This window comes from Lentzea flava, from assembly GCF_014648475.1.
Taxonomy (GTDB): domain Bacteria; phylum Actinomycetota; class Actinomycetes; order Mycobacteriales; family Pseudonocardiaceae; genus Lentzea; species Lentzea flava.
In genome coordinates, this window is the sequence record NZ_BMRE01000008.1 from 95,566 (window position 1) to 119,474 (window position 23,909).

The 23,909-nt window shown below is 70.7% G+C and carries 5 protein-coding genes; all 5 read left to right on the forward strand.

All coding sequences use genetic code 11. From position 1 onward, the window contains the following. The first annotated feature begins 15 nt into the window (after positions 1–15). The 5 genes from IEZ09_RS12840 (at position 16) to IEZ09_RS12860 (ending at position 23,897) form a co-directional block, all read left to right on the forward strand. On the forward strand, positions 16–1,206 hold the full coding sequence (locus tag IEZ09_RS12840; RefSeq protein WP_229812495.1) for a cytochrome P450: 1,191 nt from the start codon (positions 16–18) through the stop codon (positions 1,204–1,206). Between the two features lie 168 nt (positions 1,207–1,374). After that, positions 1,375–8,775: a non-ribosomal peptide synthetase gene (locus tag IEZ09_RS12845; protein WP_189253880.1), complete on the forward strand. Its 7,401-nt coding sequence runs from the start codon at positions 1,375–1,377 to the stop codon at positions 8,773–8,775. Continuing rightward, positions 8,772–22,724 (forward strand): non-ribosomal peptide synthetase, encoded by a 13,953-nt coding sequence (locus tag IEZ09_RS12850; protein WP_189253881.1) that lies wholly within the window; start codon positions 8,772–8,774, stop codon positions 22,722–22,724. The genes IEZ09_RS12845 and IEZ09_RS12850 overlap by 4 nt, the downstream gene beginning before the upstream one ends. A gap of 2 nt (positions 22,725–22,726) precedes the next feature. After that, on the forward strand, positions 22,727–22,936 hold the full coding sequence (locus tag IEZ09_RS12855) for an MbtH family protein (RefSeq protein ID WP_301325128.1): 210 nt from the start codon (positions 22,727–22,729) through the stop codon (positions 22,934–22,936). Next, positions 22,929–23,897, forward strand: coding sequence for a methyltransferase (locus IEZ09_RS12860; protein WP_189253882.1), 969 nt, complete (start codon positions 22,929–22,931; stop codon positions 23,895–23,897). Before IEZ09_RS12855 ends, IEZ09_RS12860 begins: the two co-directional genes overlap by 8 nt. Positions 23,898–23,909: the final 12 nt, after the last annotated feature.

Here is a 23,909-nt window from a genome sequence, read left to right on the forward strand (position 1 = left end):
CCCGAGATGCACCAGGTGACCGCACGTCCGTCCACTCAGGACGGTGGAGCCGCGCTGCTCGGCTGGCTGCGCGACATGCGCGACCAGGCTCCGGTCTGGCGGGACGAGTACGGCGTCCACCACGTCTTCCGCTACGACGACGTGGTGGCGGTGACGACCGACCCGGCGAGGTTCTCCTCCGACATCAGCCGGATCATGCCGGACCTCGACCCGCTGTCGCGCGACATCCTGTCGGTGATCGACCCGCCGTTGCACCGCAAGCTGCGCAGGCTGGTCAGCCAGGCGTTCACGCCGCGCATGGTGGCGCAGCTGGAGCCGCGCGTCGTCGAGCTGGGCCGAGAGCTGCTGGAGAAGATCGACGGTGACCAGTTCGACCTGATCGAGGAGTTCGCGTACGCGCTGCCGGTGATCGTGATCGCCGAGCTGCTCGGCGTGCCGGCCCAGGACCGCGACCTGTTCCGCGAGTGGTCGGAGAAGATGCTGTCCAAGGAGTTCGACGACCCGGTCTCGATGCAGTTCGAGAACGACGACGCCGACTTCGACGCGCTGGTCCGCACGCCGATGCAGCAGATGCGCGCCTACCTCGGGGGTCATCTGGCCGACAGGCGTGCCACGCCGCGCGAGGACCTGCTCACCAAGCTGGTGGAGGCCGAGCTCGACGGCGACCGGCTGACCGACAAGCAGGTGATCGACTTCGCCTGCCTGCTGCTCATGGCGGGCCACGTGTCCACCACGATGCTGCTCGGCAACACCGTGCTGTGCATGGAGGACAACCCCGGCCTGCAGGACAGGCTGCGGGCGGACCGGTCGCTCATCCCCGCGACGATCGAGGAGGTCATGCGCTTCCGGGCGCCGATCACGATCGCGAGCCGCGTCACGACCGAGGACGTGGAGATCGCCGGGGTGACGATTCCGGCGAACTCCATGGTGATGCCGTGGCTGTTGTCGGCGAACCACGACGAGCGCAGGTTCTCCGAGCCGGACAGGTTCGTCCCCGACCGCAAGGACGCCCAGCAGCTGGCGTTCGGGCACGGCATCCACTTCTGCCTCGGGGCGCCGCTCGCGCGCCTCGAAGGGCGGATCGCGGTGGAGCTGATGCTCGACGCGTTCACCGACGTGCGGGTCACCCCTGGCGCGGAGGTGACCTACCACCGCGAAGGCCTGTTCGGAGCCAAGACCCTCCCGGTGACCGTGCGCCGCGGGTGACAAACCCCCTTCACCCGCCTGCACGGCCGAAGCGCCCCTGAGCATTCCCCCGCTCAGGGGCGCTTCACTTTGTGCGTCGTGCGTGTCAGCGCCGTATCAGGGCCTTGTCAACGTCGGAAGCCAGACTCCTTGCCGTACGGGGAAGAACCTTTCGGTTGGGGGAGCGAGATGGCCGCGATCGCGTTGACCGCAGCGCAGCTCGGCGTCTGGTATGCGAGCAGGCTCGACCCGGAGAACCCCGGCTTCAACGCCGCGCAGTGCGTGGAGCTGACCGGTGCCGTGGACGTCGACGCGCTGGTGGCGGCGATCGAGCGGACGGTCTCCGAGACGGACGCGTTGAAGGTGCGGTTCGCGGACGACGCGGGTGGCGTGCGGCAGTCGTTGGTGGACAACGATGTCCGCGTCGAGGTCATCGACCTTCGGGGGGCCGCGGCGCCGCGGGAGGCCGCGCAGGGCTGGATGCGCCAGGACCTCGCCGTCGCCTGCGGGCTGACCGGCGATGATCTGTGCGCCCAGCTGGTGTTCCTGGTCGGTGACGCCGTCCTGTGGTACATGCGGGCGCATCACCTGCTGCTCGACGGTGTCGGTTTCCGGCTCGTCACCGAACGGGTCGCCGCGCACTACTCCGGCACCGCCGTGGAGCCGTTCACACCGCTGCACGAGCTCGTTGCCGCGGAGTCGTACCGTTCCGACGCGGATCGCGCGTTCTGGATGGAGAAGCTCGGCGACCTGCCGGACGTCGCCACGCTGTCCGGCCGTTCGGCGCCGATGAGCAACACGTTCCTCCGGCACACCGCCGATGTGTCCATTGTAGACGAAGAATGGCCGGTCGCTGTCGTTGCCGCGACGGCGTTGTACGTGAGCCGGGTTTCCGGGTCGGCCGACGTGGTGCTCGGGTTCCCCGTGGCGGCCCGCGTCGCCAGGGCCACGAGGAACGCGCCCGGCATGGTGACCAACGTGCTGCCGCTGCGGCTCACCGTGCGGCAGGACATGTCGGTGCGCGAGCTGCTGGACCACGTGTCCGCCGAGATGGGTTCGGCGTTGCGGCACCAGCGGCACCGCGTCGAGGACATGCGCCGCGAGCTCAAGCTGGTGGGGGACGACCGCCGGTTGTACGGGCCGGTCGTCAACATCATGCCGTTCGACCTCGACGAGCTGGACTTCGCGGGCGCGCGGGTGCGTGCCGAGCAGCTGTCCACCGGGCCGGTCGACGACATCAAGATCTCCGTGCACCCCAGCGGTTCCGCGTTGCGGGTGCACGTCGACGCCAATCCCGCGGCGTACGACGAGGCCGCGGTCACCGGGCACGCCGAGCGGCTGATCGGGCTGCTCACCACCCTCGCGGACGCGTCACCGGACATGCCGATCGGCCGGATCGACGTGCGTGCCTCGCGCGAGCGTCGTGCTGTTGAGCCGCTTGAGATCGTGCCTGTTCCGCGGACGCTGCCGGACATCTTCGAACAGCGCGTCCGAGAGTTCCCGAACTCGGTCGCCGTGACGTGTGACGGCACTGAGCTGACTTACCGCGAGTTGAACGAGCGCGCGAACTCAGTGGCGCACGACCTGATCTCACGCGGTGTCGGGGCCGAGGACCTCGTCGCGGTGCAGCTGCCGCGGTCGATCGACCTCGTGGTGGCGCTGCTGGGTGTGGTGAAGGCGGGTGCGGCCTACCTGCCGGTCGATCCGTCCTACCCGCAGGCCCGCATCGACTACCTGCTGGAGAACGCCCAGCCGCGGCACGTGCTGACCTCCGTCGACATCGCCGGGCCCACCGCAGATCCCGTGGTGGCACGGGATCCGGAGCACCCCGCGTACGTGATCTACACGTCCGGCTCGACGGGACAGCCCAAGGGGGTGGTCGTCCCGCACAGCAACGTCGTCCGGCTGTTCACCGAGACCGACCACTGGTTCGGCTTCGGGGCAGGCGACGTCTGGACGTTGTTCCACTCGTTCGCGTTCGACTTCTCCGTCTGGGAAATCTGGGGACCGCTGCTGTACGGCGGCAAGCTCGTCGTGGTGCCGCACGACGTGTCGCGCTCGCCGGCGGACTTCCTCGACCTGCTCGCCCGCGAACGCGTGACCGTGCTGAACCAGACGCCGTCGGCGTTCTACCAGCTCGTCGAGGCCGACCGGGAACAGCCGCGCGAGCTTTCCCTGCGGTACGTGGTGTTCGGCGGTGAGGCGCTCGACCTGGCACGGCTGCGCGACTGGTACGAGCTGCACGCCGACGACGCGCCGCGGCTGGTCAACATGTACGGCATCACCGAGACCACGGTGCACGTCAGCTTCCGCGCCCTCCAGGCGGCGGACGCGGTGCCCGGTGCGGCCAGCGCGATCGGTGTCGGCATCCCGGACCTGCGGGTGCACGTGCTGGACCAGGCGCTGCAACCCGTTCCGCCCGGTGTCGCGGGCGAACTCTACGTCTCCGGTGCCGGACTCGCCCGGGGTTACCTCGGGCAGCACGCGCTCACCGCGCTCCGGTTCGTCGCCGATCCGTTCGGTGCGCCGGGATCGAGGATGTACCGCACCGGCGACGTCGCCCGGCTGCGCGAGGACGGCTCGCTCGACTACCTCGGCCGCGCCGACCACCAGGTCAAGATCCGCGGGTTCCGGGTGGAGCTCGGCGAGATCGAGGCCGCGGTCGCCACGCATCCCGGCGTCGCGCACACCGTGGTGCTGCTGCGGGAGGACCGGCCGGGGCACCGGATGCTCGTCTCGTACGTCGTGCCGAACGGAGAGGCCGCGGTCAACACCGTGGTGTTGCGGCGGCACGTCGGTGAACTCGTGCCCGAACACCTCGTGCCCGGTGCGTTCGTCGTGCTGGACAGCTTGCCCTTGACGCCCAACGGCAAGCTCGACCGCCGCGCACTGCCCGCGCCCGTGCTGGACGGCGGCAGGACCGGGTCGGACGACCAGCGCGAGACGGTGCTGTGCGGCCTCGTCGCCGAGGTGCTCGGGGTCTCGCACGTCGGTGTCGACGACAACTTCTTCGTGCTCGGCGGCGACTCGCTGCTGGCGGACAAGTTCGCCCGGCTGGTGCGGGCGGAGCTGGGTGCCGAGCTGACCGTCACCCAGGTCTTCGACTCGCCGACGGTCGCCGGCATGGCCGTGCTGCTGGACAGCGCGCCGGGCTCGCGGCCGCCCCTGGAGGCCGTGCCCCGCCCCGAGCTGCTGCCGCTGTCGCCCGCGCAGCGCCGGTTGTGGTTCCTCAGCGCACTGGACGGGCCAAGCCCCACCTACACGATCCCGATCGGCCTGCGCCTGCCGGGAGCCGTCGACGCCGAGGCGTTGCGGGCCGCGCTCGCGGACCTGGCCGAGCGGCACGAGATCCTCCGCACGACGTTCCCGGACGTGGACGGGGTGCCGTACCAGCACATCGGCACGACGCCGCCGCCACTGTTCGTGGAACAGGTCGGTGACGACGTCATCGCGGCGTTCAAGGCCGCCGCCCGCAAGCCGTTCGACCTCGCTGCGGAACCGCCGTTGCGCGCGCACCTGTTCGTGATCGACGAGCAGGATCACATGCTGCTGCTGGCGTTGCACCACATCGCAGGTGACGGCTGGTCGCTCGCACCGCTCGGCCGCGACCTCGCGCACGCCTACACCGCCCGGTGCCGAGGCGAAGCTCCACAGTGGACGCCGCTGCCGGTGCAGTACGCGGACTACGCGCTGTGGCAGCGTGATCTGCTCGCCGAGAACGACCCGAACGGCCCGGCCGCCGAGCAGGCGTCGTACTGGACCGACGCACTCGCCGAGCTGCCGGAGGGCCTGGAGCTGTCGACCGACCGGCAACGGCCCGCCGTCACGAGCTACACCGGCGGCACGATCCCGCTGGAGATCGAGTCCGAGTTGCACCACGCATTGCTCGACGTCGCCCGCACGCACCGGGTCACGTTGTTCATGGTGCTGCAGGCGGCGCTCGCGGTGCTGCTCACGCGGATGGGCGCGGGCACCGACATCCCGATCGGCAGTCCCGTCGCCGGCCGCACCGACGCCGCCACCGCCGACCTCGTCGGGTGCTTCATCAACACGTTGGTGCTGCGGACCGACACGAGCGGCGACCCGTCGTTCGCCGAGCTGCTGCACCGGGTGCGCACGACCGACCTGGAGGCGTTCGCGCACCAGGACCTCCCGTTCGAGCACCTGGTCGAGGAGATCAGCCCGGAGCGGTCGCTGTCCAGGCAGCCGCTGTTCCAGGTCATGCTGGTGCTGCAGAACAACGACCGCGCGTTCGCCGACATGAACGGCGTCGTCGGCGAGCTGGCCCCGGTGCACGTCGGCGTGGCGAAGTTCGACCTGACCGTCGAGCTGACCGAACGTCCCGGCGGCATCAGCGGATTCCTCGAGTACAGCGACGACCTCTTCGAACCCGAGACGGCCGCGATGATCGCGCGGCGGCTGCTCGACGTGCTCGCCGCGGTGGCACGCGCACCGCAGCAGCCCATCAGCTCGGTCGAGCTGGTCGACGCCACCGAGCGCGAAACGGTGCTGACGCGGTGGAACGACACCGCTGCCGAGGTGCCGGACGCGGGGATCGCGGAGCTGTTCGAGCGGCAGGCCGCACTCACGCCGGACGCCGTGGCGGTGACGGCGGGGGAGGAGTTCCTGACCTACCGCGAGCTGAACGCGCGCGCCAACGGCCTGGCCCGCACGCTGGTGCGGCGCGGGGTGAGCGGCGAGACCGGCGTGGCCGTGCTGCTCGATCGGTCGCCCGCGCTCGTCGTCGCGTTGCTCGCGGTGCTCAAGACCGGTGCCTTCTTCGTGCCGCTCAACCCGCGTTACTCGGTCGAACGGATGCGGTCGACGGTGATCGAGACCGGGTGCCGGGTCGTGATCACCGACCGCGCCGATCACGGCCTCGACGCCGCCGCGGTGTCGCCGGTGTCCGAAGTGGACCAGCGCAACCCCGGCATCGCGGTGCACCCTGAGCAGCTGGCGTACGTGATGCACACGTCCGGCTCGACCGGAGTGCCCAAGGGCGTTGCCGTGACGCAGCGGGACGTCGTCAGCCTCGCCTTCGACCGCGCGTTCCGCGGTGAGGCCCACCGGTGCGTGCTGCTGCACTCGCCGCACTCGTTCGACGCGTCGACCTACGAGCTGTGGGTGCCGCTGCTGAACGGCGGCCGGATCGTCGTCGCCCCGGACGGCGAGACCGACGCCGAACTGCTCGCCGAGCTGATCCGCGGCTCCGGTGTGACCGGCCTGTGGCTCACCTCCGGGCTCTTCAACCTGATGGCGGAGGAGCACGCGTCGTGCTTCGCCGGGGTGCGCGAGGTGTGGACTGGTGGTGACGTCGTGTCTCCCGCCTCGGTCAACCGCGTGCTGGCCGAGTGCCCCGGCGTCACCGTCGTCAACGGCTACGGCCCCACGGAGACAACGACTTTCGCGACGAGCCGCCGCACCTCCTCGCCTGTGGGCACGCGTGTGCCGATCGGCCGTCCGCTCGACAACATGCAGGCCTACGTGCTCGACGGCCTGCTGCGGCCGGTGCCGATCGGCGTGACCGGCGAGCTGTACGTGGCCGGAGCCGGTCTCGCCCGCGGGTACCTCGGTCGCGGCGACCTCACCGCGGAACGCTTCGTCGCCGATCCCTTCGGTGTTCCGGGTGCACGCATGTACCGCACCGGCGACCTGGTGCGCTGGACGACCGGTGGCGAGCTGGAGTTCGTCGGCCGCGCCGACAACCAGGTCAAGCTGCGCGGGTTCCGGATCGAGCCCGGTGAGATCGAGGCCAGGCTCACCGAACGTCCCGAGGTGGCGCAGGCGGCCGTGATCGTGCGCGAGGACCGGCCGGGCGACAAGCGTCTCGTCGCCTACGTCGTCGGCACGGCCTCGCAGACCGAGCTGCTGACGCATCTGAAGACCGTTCTGCCGGACTACATGGTCCCGTCCACGATCGTGATGATGGACCGGCTTCCGTTGACCACCAACGGAAAGCTGGACCGCCGGGCGCTGCCCGTTCCCGAGGTCACGACCACCGCGCGTGAACCCCGCACGGAGGCCGAACGCGTCCTCGCCGGGCTCTTCTGCGAGGTGCTCGGGCTCGCCGAGGTCGGTGTCGACGACGGGTTCTTCGAGCTGGGCGGCGACAGCATCATGTCGGTGCAGCTGGTCAGCCGTGCCCGCAAGGCCGGGTTCGTGATCACGCCTCGGGACGTCTTCGAACACCGGACCGTCGCGGCGATCGCGGCCGCTGTGCGGACTGACGCACCGGTCGAGGCCGTCGAGGACGACCCGACCGGCGAGGTCCCGCTCACGCCGATCATGCACTGGTTGCGCGACCGCGGTGGGCCGATCCACAACTTCAGCCAGACGGTCCGGGTGGACGTGACCGGCGACGTCGAGCGCCAGGTCGCCGCGCTGCAGGCGGTGCTGGATCGGCACGACATGTTGCGGGCCCGGTACACCGGCGATGCCCTGCACGTCCCGGAGCCCGGTGCGGTCGATGCCAGGTCGGTGCTCCGGGTGGCGCAGGCGGATGTGGCGAGTGAGGCCGCGGCGGCGCGCAACCGGCTCGACCCGGAAAACGGCGTGATGGTGCAGGCGGTGTTCTTCCCGGCGGAGAGCCGGCTCCTGCTGGTGATCCACCACCTCGTCGTGGACGGCGTCTCGTGGCGGGTGATCCTCCCGGACCTGACCGCGCAGGACCTCGCTCCGGTGACGACCTCGTTCCGCCGCTACTCCCGGCTCCTGACCGAGGAAGCATCCCGGCGCGCTCCGGAACTCCAGCTCTGGCAGGACATCTGCCGTCCCGACGCGCGCATCTCCGACCCGCTCGATCCGGCGAGGGACACCGCGGGCACCGCCGGTCACCTCACGCTCGAACTGGCGGAGGAGATCACGACGCCGCTGCTCACGACCGTGCCCACGGCGTTCCACGGCGGCGTGAACGACGCGTTGCTGACGGCGTTCGCACTGGCCGTCGCGGACTGGCGGCGTCGCCGCGGCAACGGTGACGACAGCGCGGTCCTGCTCGACCTCGAAGGCCACGGCCGCGACCACGAGCTGGACCTGTCCGGCACGGTCGGCTGGTTCACCACCATGCACCCCGTCCGGCTCGACCTCGCCGGGGTCGACCGCCGCGACGCGTTCACCGGCGGCGCCGCGATGGGGGACGCCGTCAAGAAGGTCAAGGAGCAGCTGCGGGCGGTGCCGGACAAGGGCATCGGCTACGGGCTGCTGCGCCACCTCAACGCGCGGACCGCACCGGAGCTGGCCGCGTTGCCCCAGCCGCAGTTCGCCTTCAACTACCTGGGCCGGTTCGCCGAGGTCGACTCGGACGCGCTCGGTGACGGCGCCGATCCGGCCATGCCGCTGGCACACGTGGTCGAGCTCAACGCGGTGACCCGCGGCGAGCGGCTGTGCGCCACCTGGAGCTGGCCAGCGGCACTGCTGTCCGAAAAGGACGCAGAAGACCTCGCCCGCACGTGGTTCCGCGCACTGGAAGCGCTGGTCAAGCACGTCGACGCCGGGTCGGCCGGCGGCTACACGCCTTCCGATCTCCCGCTGGTCTCGCTGAGCCAGGAGCAGATCGACCTACTCGAAGCAGCCTGGAGGGTTTCGACATGACGCAGCAGGCCATCGCGGACGTTCTGCCGCTGTCGCCGTTGCAGGAAGGGCTGCTGTTCCACGCCCTCTACGACGAGCAGGACATCGACGTCTACCACGTCCAGCTGATCTTCGACCTGGACGGGCCGGTGCATGCGCCGACCATGCGCGCCGCGGTCGACGGGTTGCTGCGCCGCCACCCCAACCTGCGGGCGGCGTTCTGGCAACAGGGCCTCGACCGCGCCGTGCAGATCGTGCCGCACGAGGCGCGCGTGCCGTGGACCGAGCTCGGCGAGTCCGAAATGGACTCCTACCTCGCAGAGGACCGCGTCCGGCGGTTCGACCTCGCCAAGCCGCCGCTGCTGCGGGCCGCGCTGATCCGCCTCGCGCCCGAGAAGCACCGGCTCGTGCTGACCACGCACCACATCCTGATCGACGGCTGGTCGATGCCGTTGCTGACGCAGGAACTCTTCGCGCTGTACGGGTCGGGTGGCGACGAGTCGGTGCTGCCGCCGGTCACGCCCTACCGCGCCTACCTCAGCTGGCTTTCCCAGCAGGACCAGGAGACCGCGCGCGAGGCGTGGCGTGCCGCGCTCCAGGACCTGGAGGAGCCCACGCTGATCGCGGGCGCTGACCGCGGTCGTGCGTCGGCGCTGCCCACCCAGCTCTCGGTCGACCTGCCCGCCGACGTGAACACCGCCGTGAAGACTGCCGCGCGAACCGCGGGAATCACGGTCAACACGTTCGTGCAGTGCGCGTGGGCGATGCTGCTCGGCTCGGTCTCCGGCCGCACCGACGTGGTGTTCGGCGCGACGATGTCCGGCCGCCCGCCGGAGGTTCCCGGCATCGAGTCGATGCTCGGCCTGTTCATCAACACCCTGCCGGTGCGGGTGAAGCTCGACCCGGCGGCGTCGGTGCGCGAGGTGCTGCACGAGGTGCAGGACCAGCAGTCGCGGCTGATGAGCCACCAGCACCTCGGGCTGACCGAGATCCAGCGCGTCGCCGGGCACGGCGAACTGTTCGACACCGTCGTCGTCTTCGAGAACTATCCGCTGGACCAGGGCGTTCTGCGGTCGTCGGCGGCCGGCGTGCACATGACCGGCATCGAGGTCAACGACGCCACGCACTACCCGGTGAGCCTGCTCGTCATCCCCGGCGAGACCACGCGGCTGCGGCTCGACCACCGCGCCGACCTGATCGACGACGCGGCGGCGCAGCTGCTCGCCGACCGGTTCGTGCACCTCCTCGCGTCGCTGGCCGCCGGTCTCGACACCGCGCTGGGCCGGATCGACGTGTTGTTCCCCGGCGAACGGGGTCAGCTGCTCGCCGGGCCCGTGAGCGAGGCCGTCGCGCAGACGCTGCCCGAGCTGTTCGAGGCGCAGGTCGCGCGCACGCCGGACGCGGTCGCCGTGACGTTCGAGGGTGCGCAGCTCACCTACGCGGAGCTGAACGAGCGCGCGAACCAGGTGGCGCACAAGCTGATCGCCGCCGGTGCGGGCCCTGACGAGATCGTGGCGATCCAGCTGCCGCGGTCGCTGGACATGATCGCCGCGCTGGTCGGTGTGCTGAAGTCCGGTGCCGCGTACCTGCCGGTCGACCCCGAGTACCCGGCCGCCCGCATCGAGGCGATGCTGACCGACGCCGCACCGCTGTGCGTGCTGACTCCCGAGTGGTTCACCGAGTTCGAGTGCTCCGAGAACCCGACCGACGTCGATCGCGTCCGCCCGCTGCGGCCGGAGCACCCCGTGTACGTGATCTACACGTCCGGGTCGACCGGCAAGCCCAAGGGCGTCGTCATGCCGGCGAGCGTGCTGGTGAACCTGTTGCGGTGGGAGCGTTCCGGCGGTCCCGGCACGGTCACCGCCCAGTTCACGACGCTGAGCTTCGACGTGGCCGCGCAGGAGATCCTGTCCGCGCTGCTGTCCGGCAAGACGCTCGCCGTGCCGTCCGACGAGACCCGCCGCGACTCCGCCGCGTTCGTGCGGTGGCTGGTCGCCAACGAGGTCAACGAGCTGTTCGCGCCCAACCTGGTGATCGAGTCGCTGTGCCAGGCCGCGGCCGAGCTGGGCGTGGAACTGCCGGCGCTGAAGGACATCGCGCAGGCCGGTGAGGCGTTCGTGCTCAGCGAGCGCGTGCGCGAGATCCACCGGACCACCGCACTGCACAACCACTACGGGCCCGCCGAGACGCACGTCGTCACGACCGCCTCGGTTCCTCAGGACAGCGCCGACCGTCCGCCGATCGGCCTGCCCATCGGCAACGCGCGGGCGTACGTGCTCGACGCCGCGCTGCGCGTGGTGCCGCAGGGTGTCACCGGTGAGCTGTACCTCGCGGGTGCCGTGCTGGCGCAGGGTTACCTGAAGCGGCCCGGCCTGACCGCACAGCGGTTCGTCGCCGACCCGTTCGGTGCGCCGGGGTCCAGGATGTACCGCACCGGCGACCTGGCCAGGGTCAACGCCTCCGGCTCGCTGGAGTTCGTCGGCCGCGCCGACCACCAGGTGAAGGTCCGCGGGTTCCGCATCGAGCTGGGCGAGATCGAGTCCGTGCTGCTCGCTCAGCCCGGCGTGGTGAAGGCCGCCGTCATCGCCCGTGACTCGGTGCTCGTCGCCTACGTGGTCGGCGAGGTGGACCGTGAGGACGTGGCGAAGCGGTTGCCGGACTTCATGGTGCCGTCCGCGTACGTGACGCTCGACGAGTTCCCGTTGAACCCCAACGGCAAGCTCGACCGTGCCGCGCTGCCCGCGCCGGAGTCCGCTCCGTCCCGCCGTCCGCGCACGGCGTCGGAGGAGATCATCTGCGGGCTGTTCGCAGAGGTGCTCGGCCGCACGGAGGTCGGCGTCGACGACAACTTCTTCGAGCTGGGCGGGCATTCGCTGCTCGCGACCAGGCTGGTGAGCAAGATCCGGGCCGCGGTCGGCGCCGAGCTGACCGTGCGCGAGCTGTTCGAGGCGCCCACTCCGGGCTCGCTGGCGTTGATCGCCGGACGGTCGACCACGCGTCCGCCGGTGACCGTGCGCGAGCGCGACGAGCTGGTGCCGCTGTCGTTCGCGCAGAAGCGGTTGTGGTTCCTGCACCGGCTGGAAGGTCCCAGCGCCACCTACAACATCCCGCTCGGCCTGCGGATGACCGGCGACCTCGACGTCACGGCGTTGCGTGCCGCGCTGGACGACGTGGTGATGCGCCACGAGACGCTGCGCACGGTGTTCCCCGACGAGTCGGGCGAGCCGTTCCAGCTGGTTCTCGACGCCCCGGTGGTGCCGTTCGAGGTGCGCAGCGTCACCGAGTCCGAACTGCCGGACCAGATCGCCGAGGCCGGGCGGCACCCGTTCGACCTGGCGCTGGAGACCCCGATCCGGGTCACGGTGTTCGAGATCGCGCCGGACGAGCACGTGCTGTGCGTGCTCCTGCACCACATCGCGGGCGACGGCTGGTCGTTCGCCCCGCTGCTGCGCGACCTCGCCTCCGCCTACGCCGCTCGCCGCTCCGGCACCGCTCCACAGTGGACACCGCTGCCGGTGCAGTACGCGGACTACACGCTGTGGCAAAGCGAACTGCTCGGCTCCGAGGAGTCCTCGGACAGCGTCATCAGCACGCAGCTCGCGCACTGGACCGAGCACCTGCGCGGCGCACCGGCCGAGCTCGACCTGCCGACCGACCGCAAGCGCCCCGAAGTCGCCAGGTACCGCGGCGAGACCGTGCCGTTCACCGTCGATCCCACGCTGCACCTCCTGCTCTCCCAGGTCGCACGGGACCACCAGGCCACGCTGTTCATGGTGCTGCAGGCCGCGCTGGCGACACTGCTGACGCGGATGGGCGCGGGCACCGACGTGCCGATCGGCTCGCCGATCGCGGGCCGCACCGACGAAGCGCTGGACGACCTGGTCGGGTTCTTCGTGAACACGCTGGTGCTGCGGACCGACACGTCGGGCGACCCGACGTTCCGCGAGCTGCTGGGCCGCGTGCGATCGGCCGACCTGGCCGCGTACGCGCACCAGGACCTGCCGTTCGAGCGGCTGGTCGAGGTGCTGAACCCGGAGCGGTCGCTGTCGCGGAACCCGCTGTTCCAGGTGCTGCTCGCGTTCCAGAACATGCCGGCGGGCGAGCTGGACTTCCCAGGACTCGTGGTGGCGCAGGAACCGGTGCGGGTCGACTTCGCGAAGTTCGACCTGGCACTCGCGGTGCGCGAGGAGCCGGAGGGCGGGCTGGTCGGTGACTTCGAGTTCAACACCGACCTGTTCGACCGCGCGACCATCGAGGCGTTCGGCTCGCGTTTGCGGGCGTTGCTCGTCCAGCTCGTGGAGAAGCCGCAGCGGCGGCTCAGCGAGTTCGAGGTGCTGCTCGACGGGGAGAGCGACCGGCTGCTCACCTCGTGGAGCGCCACGGAAGGTCCGGTTCCCGCAACGGTTCCCGCGCTCTTCGCCGCGCAGGTGGCGGAGCGGCCGGACGCGACGGCGCTGGTGTTCGAGGACGTCGAGCTGACCTACGCCGAATTGGACGAGCGGGCGAACCGGTTGACACACCTGCTGATCAGCACCGGGGTGGCGGCCGGCGACCTGGTCGCGCTGCGCATGCCGCGGTCGGTCGAGCTGGTCGTCGCACAGCTCGCGGTGCTGAAGGCGGGTGGGGCCTACCTGCCGGTGGATCCCGGTTATCCGGCCGAGCGGATCGAGTACATGCTCGCGGACGCCAAGCCGGTGGTGGTGCTGGACGGCACCCAGGACACCTCGGCCTTCCCTGCCACCGCCCCGGCCGTCGACATCGACCCGGCCCAGCCCGCCTACGTCATCTACACCTCCGGCTCCACCGGCCGTCCCAAGGGCGTCGTCGTCTCCCACTTCGGCGCACACGCCCTGGTCCAGTCCCAGATCGAACGGCTGGCCGTCGGCCCAGGCAGCCGCGTCCTCCAGTTCGCCTCGATCAGCTTCGACGCGGCGTTCTGGGAGCTGTGCATGTCGCTGCTCACCGGCGCCACGATGGTCGTGGCCCCCGCCGACCGCCTGCTGCCGGGCGACCCGCTGACCAAGCTGGTCAACGAGCAGCGCATCACCCACGTGACCCTCCCGCCGACCGCGCTCGCCGTGATGTCGCCGGGAGAGTGGCCGGGCGTCGGCACGCTGGTGGTCGCCGGTGAGGCCTGTCCGCCGGACGTCGTCGCCGCGTGGTCCCGCGACCGCGTGATGATCAACGCCTACGGGCCGACCGAAACCACCGTCTGCGCCACGATGAGCTGGCCTCTGTCCGGTGTGGACGTTCCCACCATCGGCACGCCGATCGTCGGTGCGCGCACCTATGTGCTGGACGAGTTCCTGCGTCCGGTGCCCGTCGGCGTGACGGGCGAGCTGTACCTGGCCGGGGCGGGCGTGGCAGTGGGCTACCTCGGCCGCCCCGGCCTCTCCGGCGAACGCTTCGTCGCCGACCCCTACGGCCCGGCCGGGTCCCGCATGTACCGGTCCGGTGACCTCGCGAGGTGGACGGCCAACGGCGAGCTGGAGTTCGTCGGACGCGCGGACGACCAGGTCAAGGTGCGCGGGTTCCGGATCGAGCCGGGCGAGGTCGAGGCGGCGCTGTCGGCGTGCCCCGGGGTGGCGCAGGCGGCCGTGATCGCCCGTGCCGACCAGCTCGTCGGCTACCTCGTGGCGTCGAGCGGGGAGGACCTCGCGCTGGAGGCCGGTCAGGTCGACGAGTGGCAGGAGACCTACGAGACGGTCTACTCCGACGTCGCGTCCGGTGAGTTCGGTGAGACGTTCGACGGCTGGAACTCCAGCTACACCGGCGAACCCATCCCGCTGGAGCAGATGCGGGAGTGGCGGCAGGCCACGGTCGACAGCATCCTCGCGTGGCGGCCCAGGCGCGTGCTGGAGCTGGGTGTCGGCAGCGGTCTGATCCTCGCGAAGGTCGCGCCGCACGTCGACGAATACGTCGGCACGGACTTCTCACACTCGGTGATCGACTCGTTGCGGGCCCAGATCGCGGCGCGGCCCGAGTTCGCGGGCAAGGTCTCGTTGGACGCCAAGGCCGCGCACGAGCTCGACGGGCTGCCGGCCACGTTCGACACGGTCGTCATCAACTCGGTCGCGCAGTACTTCCCGAACGCCCGCTACCTCACCGAGGTCATCGAGGGCGCGCTGCGGCTGCTCGTGCCCGGTGGCCGGGTGTTCGTCGGCGACGTCCGGAACCTGAGGCTGTTGCCGCAGTTCCGCGCCGCCGTCGAACGCGGCCGCGGCATGATGCCCGCGCCCGAACGCGAGCTGCTCGTCGACCCGAGCTACTTCGCCACCATCCCCGGGGTGTCCGCGGTCGACGTGCGGGTGCAGCGCGGCACGTTCCACAACGAGCTGACCCGCCACCGCTACGACGTCGTGCTGCACAAGCAGATCGACAACGTCGTGTCGGCGCGCGACGCCCGCACGGTGCCGTGGACGAGCCTCGACGACCTGAAGTCGTTGGAGGGACTGGTCCGCGTCACCGGCATCCCGAACGGGAGGCTCGAAGAGGGCATCGGCGTCGATCCAGAGACGCTCTACGAGCTGGGTGCCGCCGCCGTCACGTGGTGTGGCGACACCGAGCTGGACGCGATCTTCACGACCGGCGACGGCGTGCTCACCGACGTGCACCTGCCCGAGCCGAACCGCCCGCACACCAACGATCCCGCCCGTGCGCTCGGCGGTGGCGAACTGGTCAGGGCGGTCCGCGACCACCTGTCCCAGCGGCTGCCCGCGCACCTGGTGCCCTCCGCGTTCGTCGTGCTCGACGAGCTGCCGCTGACCCCGAACGGCAAGATCGACCGGAAGGCGTTGCCCGCACCCGAGTTCCGCTCGGCCGAACGACGTGCCCCGCGCAACGCCGACGAGCAGGTCGTGTGCGCGTTGTTCGCCGAGGTGCTCGGACTGCCCGAGGTCGGCGTCGACGACAACTTCTTCGACCTCGGCGGCCACTCGCTGCTCGCGACGAGGCTGGTCAGCCGCGTCCGTGCGGCGGCAGGCGTCGAACTGGCCGTGCGCGACCTGTTCGAGGCGCCGACCCCTGCCGAGTTCGCCGTGCTGATGAGCGGTGCGGGCAACGCCCGTCCGCCGCTGGTCCGCCGGGAACGCGGCGAGCGGATCCCGCTGTCGCACGCCCAGCAGCGGCTGTGGTTCCTCAACCAGCTCGAAGGACCGAGCGCCACCTACAACATCCCGCTGCCGCTGCGGCTGTCCGGGCCGATCGACGCGGAGGCGTTGAGGCACGCGCTCGCCGACGTCGTGGCCCGCCACGAGTCGCTGCGCACGCTGTTCCCGCAGACCGACGGCGAGCCGTACCAGCACGTCCTGGACGAGGCGGAGCCCGTGCTCGAAATCGTGGACGTCCGGCAGGACGAGCTGGCCGACGCGGTGCGTGAGGCCGCCCGGCACGCGTTCGACCTGGCGGCCGATCTGCCGGTGCGGGCGTGGCTGTTCCGCCTCGGCGCCGACGAGCACGTCCTCCTCCTGCTGCTGCACCACATCGCCGGTGACGGCTGGTCGTGGGCACCGCTGTCGCGCGATCTCGGCGTGGCCTACGAGGCACGTCTTCGCGCGGAGGCTCCACAGTGGACCGAGCTGTCCGTGCAGTACGCGGACTACACGCTGTGGCAGCGCGACCTGCTCGACGAGGTGCTGAACCCGCAGCTGGCGTACTGGGAGCAAGCGCTTGCGGGCTTGCCCGAGCAGATCGAACTCCCGACGGACCGGCCACGTCCGGCAGTGGCGTCCCACGACGGCGACGCCTTCGGGTTCCGCATCTCGACCGGCCTGCACCGTTCGCTGCTCGACCTCGCGAAGTCCGAGCAGGCCACGCTGTTCATGGTCATGCAGGCGGCCCTGGCGGCGTTGCTGACCAGGATGGGCGCGGGAACCGACATCCCGATCGGTTCACCGATCGCCGGTCGCACCGACGAGGCGCTGGACGACCTGGTCGGGTTCTTCGTGAACACGCTGGTGCTGCGGACCGACACGTCCGGCGACCCGACGTTCCGCGACCTGCTGGGCCGCGTGCGGGCCACCGACCTGGCCGCGTACGCCCACCAGGACCTGCCGTTCGAGAAGCTGGTGGAACGGCTGGCGCCGGAGCGGTCGCTGTCGCGGCACCCGCTGTTCCAGGTGATGCTCGCGTTCCAGAACTCCGTGTCCGGTGACCTCGACCTGCCCGGCCTGGCCGCGAGCCTGGAGACCATCGGCGTCGGCATCGCGAAGTTCGACCTGCACCTCAGCCTGGCCGAACGCGTCACCTCCGACGGTGCCCCCGCCGGGGTCGACTGCGCGCTGGAGTATCGCACCGACCTGTTCGACCGGGCCACGGTCGAGGCGCTGGCGGACAAGCTGATCCGGCTGCTGAAGCTCGCCGCGCAGGCGCCGGACCGTCCACTGCGGACGTTCGACCTGCTGCGCACCGAACAGGCCGAGCTGCTCGCCGCCGGACGCGGTGACGTGCGCAAGGTTCCCAAGGTCACCGTGCCCAAGCTGTTCGAATCGCAGGCGTTCCGCACCCCGGACGCCATCGCGGTGACGTTCGAGGGCACGAAGCTCACCTACGAGGAGCTGAACGAGCGCGCGAACCGGTTGGCGCACCTGCTGATCGGCCGCGGTGCCGGGCCGGAGACCGTGGTGGCGCTGGCGTTGCCGAGGTCGGCCGACCTGATCGTCGCGCTGGTCGCGGTGCTCAAGACCGGTGCCGCGTACCTGCCGATCGACGTCGAGTACCCGGCCGAGCGCATCGAGTACATGCTCGCCGACGCCCAGCCGCAGGTCGTGATCACGCCGGAGCTGCTGCGGGACAGCGCACTCGCGGACCAGCCCGACCACAACCCGGCCGACTTCTGCCGCACCTCACGGCTGCACCGCGATCACCCGGCGTACCTCGTGTACACGTCCGGCTCGACGGGCAAGCCCAAGGCCGTCGTGATGCCGACGTCCGGTCTGGCGAACCTGCTGACCTGGCACGCCAGCCGCTTCCCCGGCGGTGTCGGCACGACGACCGCCCAGTTCACCGCCATCGGGTTCGACTTCTCGGTGCAGGAGATCCTCTCCGCGCTGGTCACCGGCCGCACGCTCGCCGTGCCGTCCGACAGCGTCCGGCGCAGTGCCGAGGAGCTCGTGAAGTGGCTGTCCGCCAACGAGGTCAACGAGTTGTTCGCGCCCAACCTGGTGATCGAGTCGCTGTGCGAGGCGGCCGCCGAGATGCGCGCCGAGCTACCCGCGCTCACCGACGTGCTCCAGGGCGGCGAGGCGCTGACGCTGAGCCGCTGGGTGCGCGAGTTCTTCGCCAGGCCGGGACGCAGGCTGCACAACGTCTACGGCCCCGCCGAGACGCACGCCGTCACCACCAGCACGCTGCCGGACGACCCGGCGGACTGGCCAGCGACGTCGTCGATCGACGGCACGATCTCCAACACCCGCATCTACGTGCTGGACGAGCACCTGCGGCTGGTGTCCACCGGTGTGGCGGGGGAGCTGTACCTCGCCGGCAACGGTGTGGCGCGCGGCTACTTCGGCAAGCACGCGCTGACGGCGTCGCGGTTCGTCGCCGACCCGTTCGGCCCGGCCGGATCCCGCATGTACCGCACAGGTGACCTGGTGCGCTGGCGTGCCGACGGGTCGCTCGAGTTCCTCGGCCGCGCCGACGACCAGGTGAAGGTGCGCGGGTTCCGGATCGAGCTGGGCGAGGTGGAGGCGGCACTGACCGCGCAGCCCGGCGTCTCCAAGGCGGCCGTGGTGGTCCGCGACTCGGTCCTGGTCGCCTACGTGGTCGGCGAGGTGGACCGCGAGGACGTGGCGAAGCGGTTGCCGGACTTCATGGTGCCGTCGGCGTACGTGACGCTCGACGAGTTCCCGTTGACGCCCAACGGGAAGCTCGACCGCAAGGCACTGCCCGCACCGGAGACCCGTGTGTCGCGTGCTCCCCGCACGCCGGTCGAGGAGATCCTGTGCGGCCTGTTCGCCGAGGTGCTCGGCGTGGACGTGGCCGGTGTGGACGACGGCTTCTTCGAGCTGGGCGGGCACTCGTTGCTCGCGACGCGGCTGGTCAGCAAGGTGCGCGCGGTGCTGGGCGCCGAGCTGACGGTGCGCGACCTGTTCGAGTCGCCGACGCCCGCCGGCCTCGCCGCGGCGATCGCGTCCAGCGAACGGGCGCGGCCCGCGTTGGTGCGCTACGACCGCAGCCGCGACGTGCCGCTGTCGTTCGCCCAGCAGCGGTTGTGGTTCCTGCACCGGCTGGAGGGCCCGAGCCCCACGTACAACCTGCCGTTCGCGCTGCGGCTCACCGGTGTGCTCGACGTGCAGGCGCTGCGGGCCGCGGTCCGTGATGTGGTCACGCGCCACGAGTCGTTGCGGACGATCTTCCCGGACCACACCGGCCGGACCTGCCGGATCCTCGACGAGGTGCCGGAGGTGGAGTTCGTCGCCGCCACGGACGTCGCGGCCGACCTCGAAGCGGCCGTGCGGTACGCGTTCGACCTCGCGACCGAGCTGCCGATCCGCGTGACGCTGTTCGAGATCTCCGAGACCGAGCACGTGCTGTGCCTGCTGCTGCACCACATCGCCGGTGACGGTTGGTCGCTGGCCCCGCTCATGGGTGACCTCGTGACGGCCTACACCGCGCGGTGCGGTGGTGCTGCTCCACAGTGGACCGAACTGCCGGTGCAGTACGCCGACTACACGCTGTGGCAGCGCGAACTCCTCGGCTCCGAGGACGACCCGCGCAGCCTGGTGTCGCGGCAGATCGAGTTCTGGCGCGGCGCGCTCGCCGGGCTGCCGGACGAGCTGGTGCTGCCGACGGACCGGCCGCGGCCCGCGATCGGTGGTGCCGACGGCGACACCGTGCTCTTCCAGCTCGACGGGGACCTGCACCGAGCATTGGCCGACCTGGCCCGCACGCAGGGAGCCAGCCTGTTCATGGTGTTGCAGGCGGCGCTGGCGACACTGCTGACGCGGATGGGCGCGGGGACGGACATCCCGATCGGGTCGCCGATCGCGGGCCGTACCGACGAGGCGCTGGACGAGCTGGTCGGGTTCTTCGTGAACACACTGGTGCTGCGGACCGACACGTCCGGCAACCCCACGTTCCGGGAGCTGCTCGACCGGGTGCGGACGGCCAACCTGGCCGCGTACGCCCACCAGGACCTGCCGTTCGAGCGGCTGGTCGAGGCACTGAACCCCGAGCGGTCGCTGTCGCGGCAGCCGTTGTTCCAGGTGCTGCTGGCGCTGCAGAACACCCCGGAGGCGGCCGTCGGGCTGCCGGGGCTGGAAGCACGGGTCGAGCCGTTCGGCATCGGGGTGGCGAAGTTCGACCTCACGGTCAACCTCACCGAGCGTTCGTCGGGTGTCGACGCGGTGATCGAGTACCGCACCGACCTGTTCGATCGCGGCACGGTCGAGGCGCTGACCGAGCGTCTGATCACGGTGCTGCGGGCCGCGGTGTCCACTCCGGACGCTCCGATCGGCGAGATCGACGTGCGCACCGAGTCCGAGCGCGTGCTGGTCTTCGACGCCGAACCGGTGATCGACGGCACCATCGCGGAACGGTTCGCCGAGCAGGTCGCCCGCACACCCGACGCGATCGCGATGTCGGCTGGCGGCGTCGAGATCACCTACTGTGAGCTGGACGAGCGGGCGAACCGCCTGGCCAACAAGCTGATCGAGCTGGGCGTGCAGCCGGAGGACGCGGTCGGTGTGCTGCTCGAACGCTCGCCCGAGGTCGTGATCGCCACGCTCGCGATCGTCAAGGCAGGTGGCGCGTACGTGCCGCTGCACCACGGTTTCCCGGCCGAGCGCATGCGGCTCGTGCTGCGCGAGACCGGTGCTCAGCTGCTGATCACCGACCGCGAGACCGACCTCGGTTGTGTCGAGGTCTCGGTCGCGCAGCTGTTGTCGCCGACGGCGGATCCGGGCGTGCGCGGTCACTCCGAACAGCTCGCGTACGTCATGTACACCTCGGGGTCGACCGGTGCGCCCAAGGGCATTGGGATCACCCACCGCGACGTGCTCAGCCTCGCGTTCGACCCGTGCTGGCGCTCAGGGCCGGGGGAGCGGGTGCTGATGCACTCGCCGCACGCGTTCGACATCTCGACCTACGAGCTGTGGGTGCCGCTGCTGACCGGCGCGCAGATCGTCGTGGCACCGCCCGGTGATCTCGACGTGGTCGCGTTGCGGCAGGCGATCACCGGTGTCACCTGCGTGATGCTGACCGCGGGCCTCTTCGGGCTGCTGGCCGACCTCGCGCCGGACTGCTTCGCCGGCGTCCGCGAGGTGTGGACCGGTGGCGACGTGGTGTCCGCGACCGCGATCAAGAGGGTGCTCGACGTCTGCCCGTGCACGGTCGTGCAACACCTTTACGGCCCGACCGAGACGACGCTGGGTGTCACGCACCTGACGTTGACCGCTTCGCAGGCCGTTCCGCCGACCGTCCCCATTGGACATCCGTTGCAGGGCGTTCGCGCCTACGTGCTGGACGAGCGCCTGTCACCGGTGCCCACCGGGGTCGCGGGGGAGCTGTACCTCGCGGGTGCCGGACTGGCCCGCGGCTACCTCGGCCGTTCCGCGCTGACGTCGGAACGGTTCGTCGCCGACCCGTTCGGCCCGGCCGGATCCCGCATGTACCGCACCGGTGACGTGGCGCGGTGGCGGGCGGACGGCACGCTGGAGTTCGCCGGCCGTGCCGACGACCAGGTCAAGGTCCGCGGGTTCCGGGTGGAGCTGGGCGAGGTCGAGACGGCGATCGCCGCGCACCCGGACGTCACCCGTGCCGCCGTGGTCCGCGTCGACGACCGGCTCGTCGGGTACCTGGTGGCGGAGCAGGTGGATCTCGCCGGCCTGCGCCAGGACCTCGCCCGCACGCTGCCCGACTACATGATCCCGTCGGCGCTGCTCGTGCTCGACCGGTTGCCGTTGACCCCCAACGGAAAGCTCGACAGGGCCGCGCTGCCCGCACCGGACTGGGCGGCCTCCGACACCGCCGACGCGCCGCTCACCCCGCAGGAGGAGGTGCTGGCGGGCCTGTTCGCCGAGGTGCTCGGCCTGGCCAGGGTCGGCAGGAGCGACAGCTTCTTCGACCTGGGCGGGCACTCGCTGCTCGTCGCCCGGCTGGCCGCGCGGATCACCGCCGTGCTCGGCGTGACCGTCGGCATCCGCGACCTGTTCGAGGCGCCAACCGTCGCGGCTTTGGCGCAACGGCTGGAGGTCGGCACCGAGCACGACTCGCTGGACGTGCTGCTTCCGTTGCGCACCAGCGGTGACGGGCATCCGCTGTTCTGCGTCCACCCCGCCGGTGGCATCGGCTGGATCTACTCCGGACTGCTGCGCCACCTCGACGACCGGCCGCTGTACGCGTTGCAGGCGCGGGGACTCGGCGGCCCCGACCCGTTGCCGGCCACGATCGAGGAGATGGCGGCGGACTACGCCGAACAGCTCCGCAAGGCGCAGCCGCAGGGCCCGTACCACCTGCTCGGCTGGTCGTTCGGCGGCATGGTCGCGCAGGCGGTGGCGACCAGGCTGCGCGAGCAGGGGGACGAGGTCGCGCTGCTCGCGGTGCTCGACGCGTTTCCGTCGACCTGGGAGGAGGGCCACGAGCTCGGCGAGCAGGACATCCTGCGGCTGCTGCTCAACGCCGTGAACGCCTCGGCTGGCGACCGCCCGCTGACCAGGGAGACCGTGCGCGAGGTGCTGCGTTCCGAAGGCAGCGCCCTCGCGAACCTGGGCGAGCAGCACATCGACGCGATGCTCGAGGTGTTCCTCAACAACAGCACCCTGATGCAGCGCTTCGAGCCCGCGCTCTTCGACGGCGACCTGCTCGTCTTCACCGCGGCACAGGGCCGCACGGAGTCCTCGCCGACTGCTTCGGCGTGGCAGCCGTACGTCACCGGACGCATTGATGACCACTTAGTCGACGCCGACCACGGCGGCATGACGCGACCCGACGCGCTGGCCGAGGTGGCCCGCGTGCTCAACGAAAGGCACTGATCATGACGAACCCGTTCGAGAACGACGACCACCGCTTCCTCGTGCTGGTCAACGACGAGGGCCAGCACTCGCTGTGGCCCGCGTTCGCCGAGGTGCCCGCCGGGTGGCGCGTCGCGTTCGGCGAGGACAGCAGGCAGGCCTGCCTCGCCCACGTCGAGGAGAACTGGACCGACCTGCGCCCGAAGAGCCTGGTGGAGGCCACCCGTGGCTGACACGACGGTGGTCGACGACTACTTCACGCTCGTCGACGACAGCTGCGTGGCGGTGCTGCCGCACGTGCTGAGGATCGCGGCCGAGCTGAGGATCGCCGACCACCTGCCGGCCTCGGCGTCCTCGCTCGCGTCCGTTGTGGACGCTGACACCGACGCGGTGTACCGGTTGCTGCGCGCACTCGCGAGCGTCGGTGTGGTCAGCGAGTCCGGTGGGTCGTTCGAGCTCACCGAGCGCGGGCAGCGGCTGACCACGTCGTGGGCGTCGCTGGTGAACATCGATTCGCAGCTCGCGTGGATCAAGGCCACCGACACGATCCGCTCCGGTCGCTCGTCGTTCGACCAGGTGCACCGCGGGGAGTTCTTCTCGCACAAGGACGACGACCCCGAGGCGAACCGGATGTTCCTGCGCCGCATGCGGGAACGCGCGAGCCGCTCGTACCCGGAGTTCGCGAGCTGTGTCGACTGGTCGGAGAGCTCGGTCGTCATGGACATCGGCGGCGGTGACGGCTACCTGATCGGAACGGTGCTGGCGCACGCCCAGCACCTCAGCGGCGTGCTGTTCGACCGTCCCGCCACCGTCGACGTCGTCGAGGACGCTGGTGTTCCTGCTCGTTTGAGGTGTGAGCGCGGCGACTTCTTCGAGAAGGTCGCACCCGGCGCCGACACGCACCTGATGTGCAGCGTCCTGCACGACTGGACCGACGAGCAGTGCACGCAGATCCTGCGCCACAGCAAGGAAGCTCTGGAACCCGGCGGCCGGCTGCACATCGTGGAAATGATCGTGCCGGACGGCGACGAGTGGCACCCCAGCAAGTGGAGCGACGTCGGGATGATGGTGCTCACCGGGGGCAAGGAGCGCACGCTCCCGGAGTTCTCCTCGCTGCTCGAGGCTTCCGGCTACGCGCTGCGGTCGGTTCGCGCGATCCCGAACTCGTACTTCTCCGTCATCACGGCTGTCTGAAGGATTCTCAGG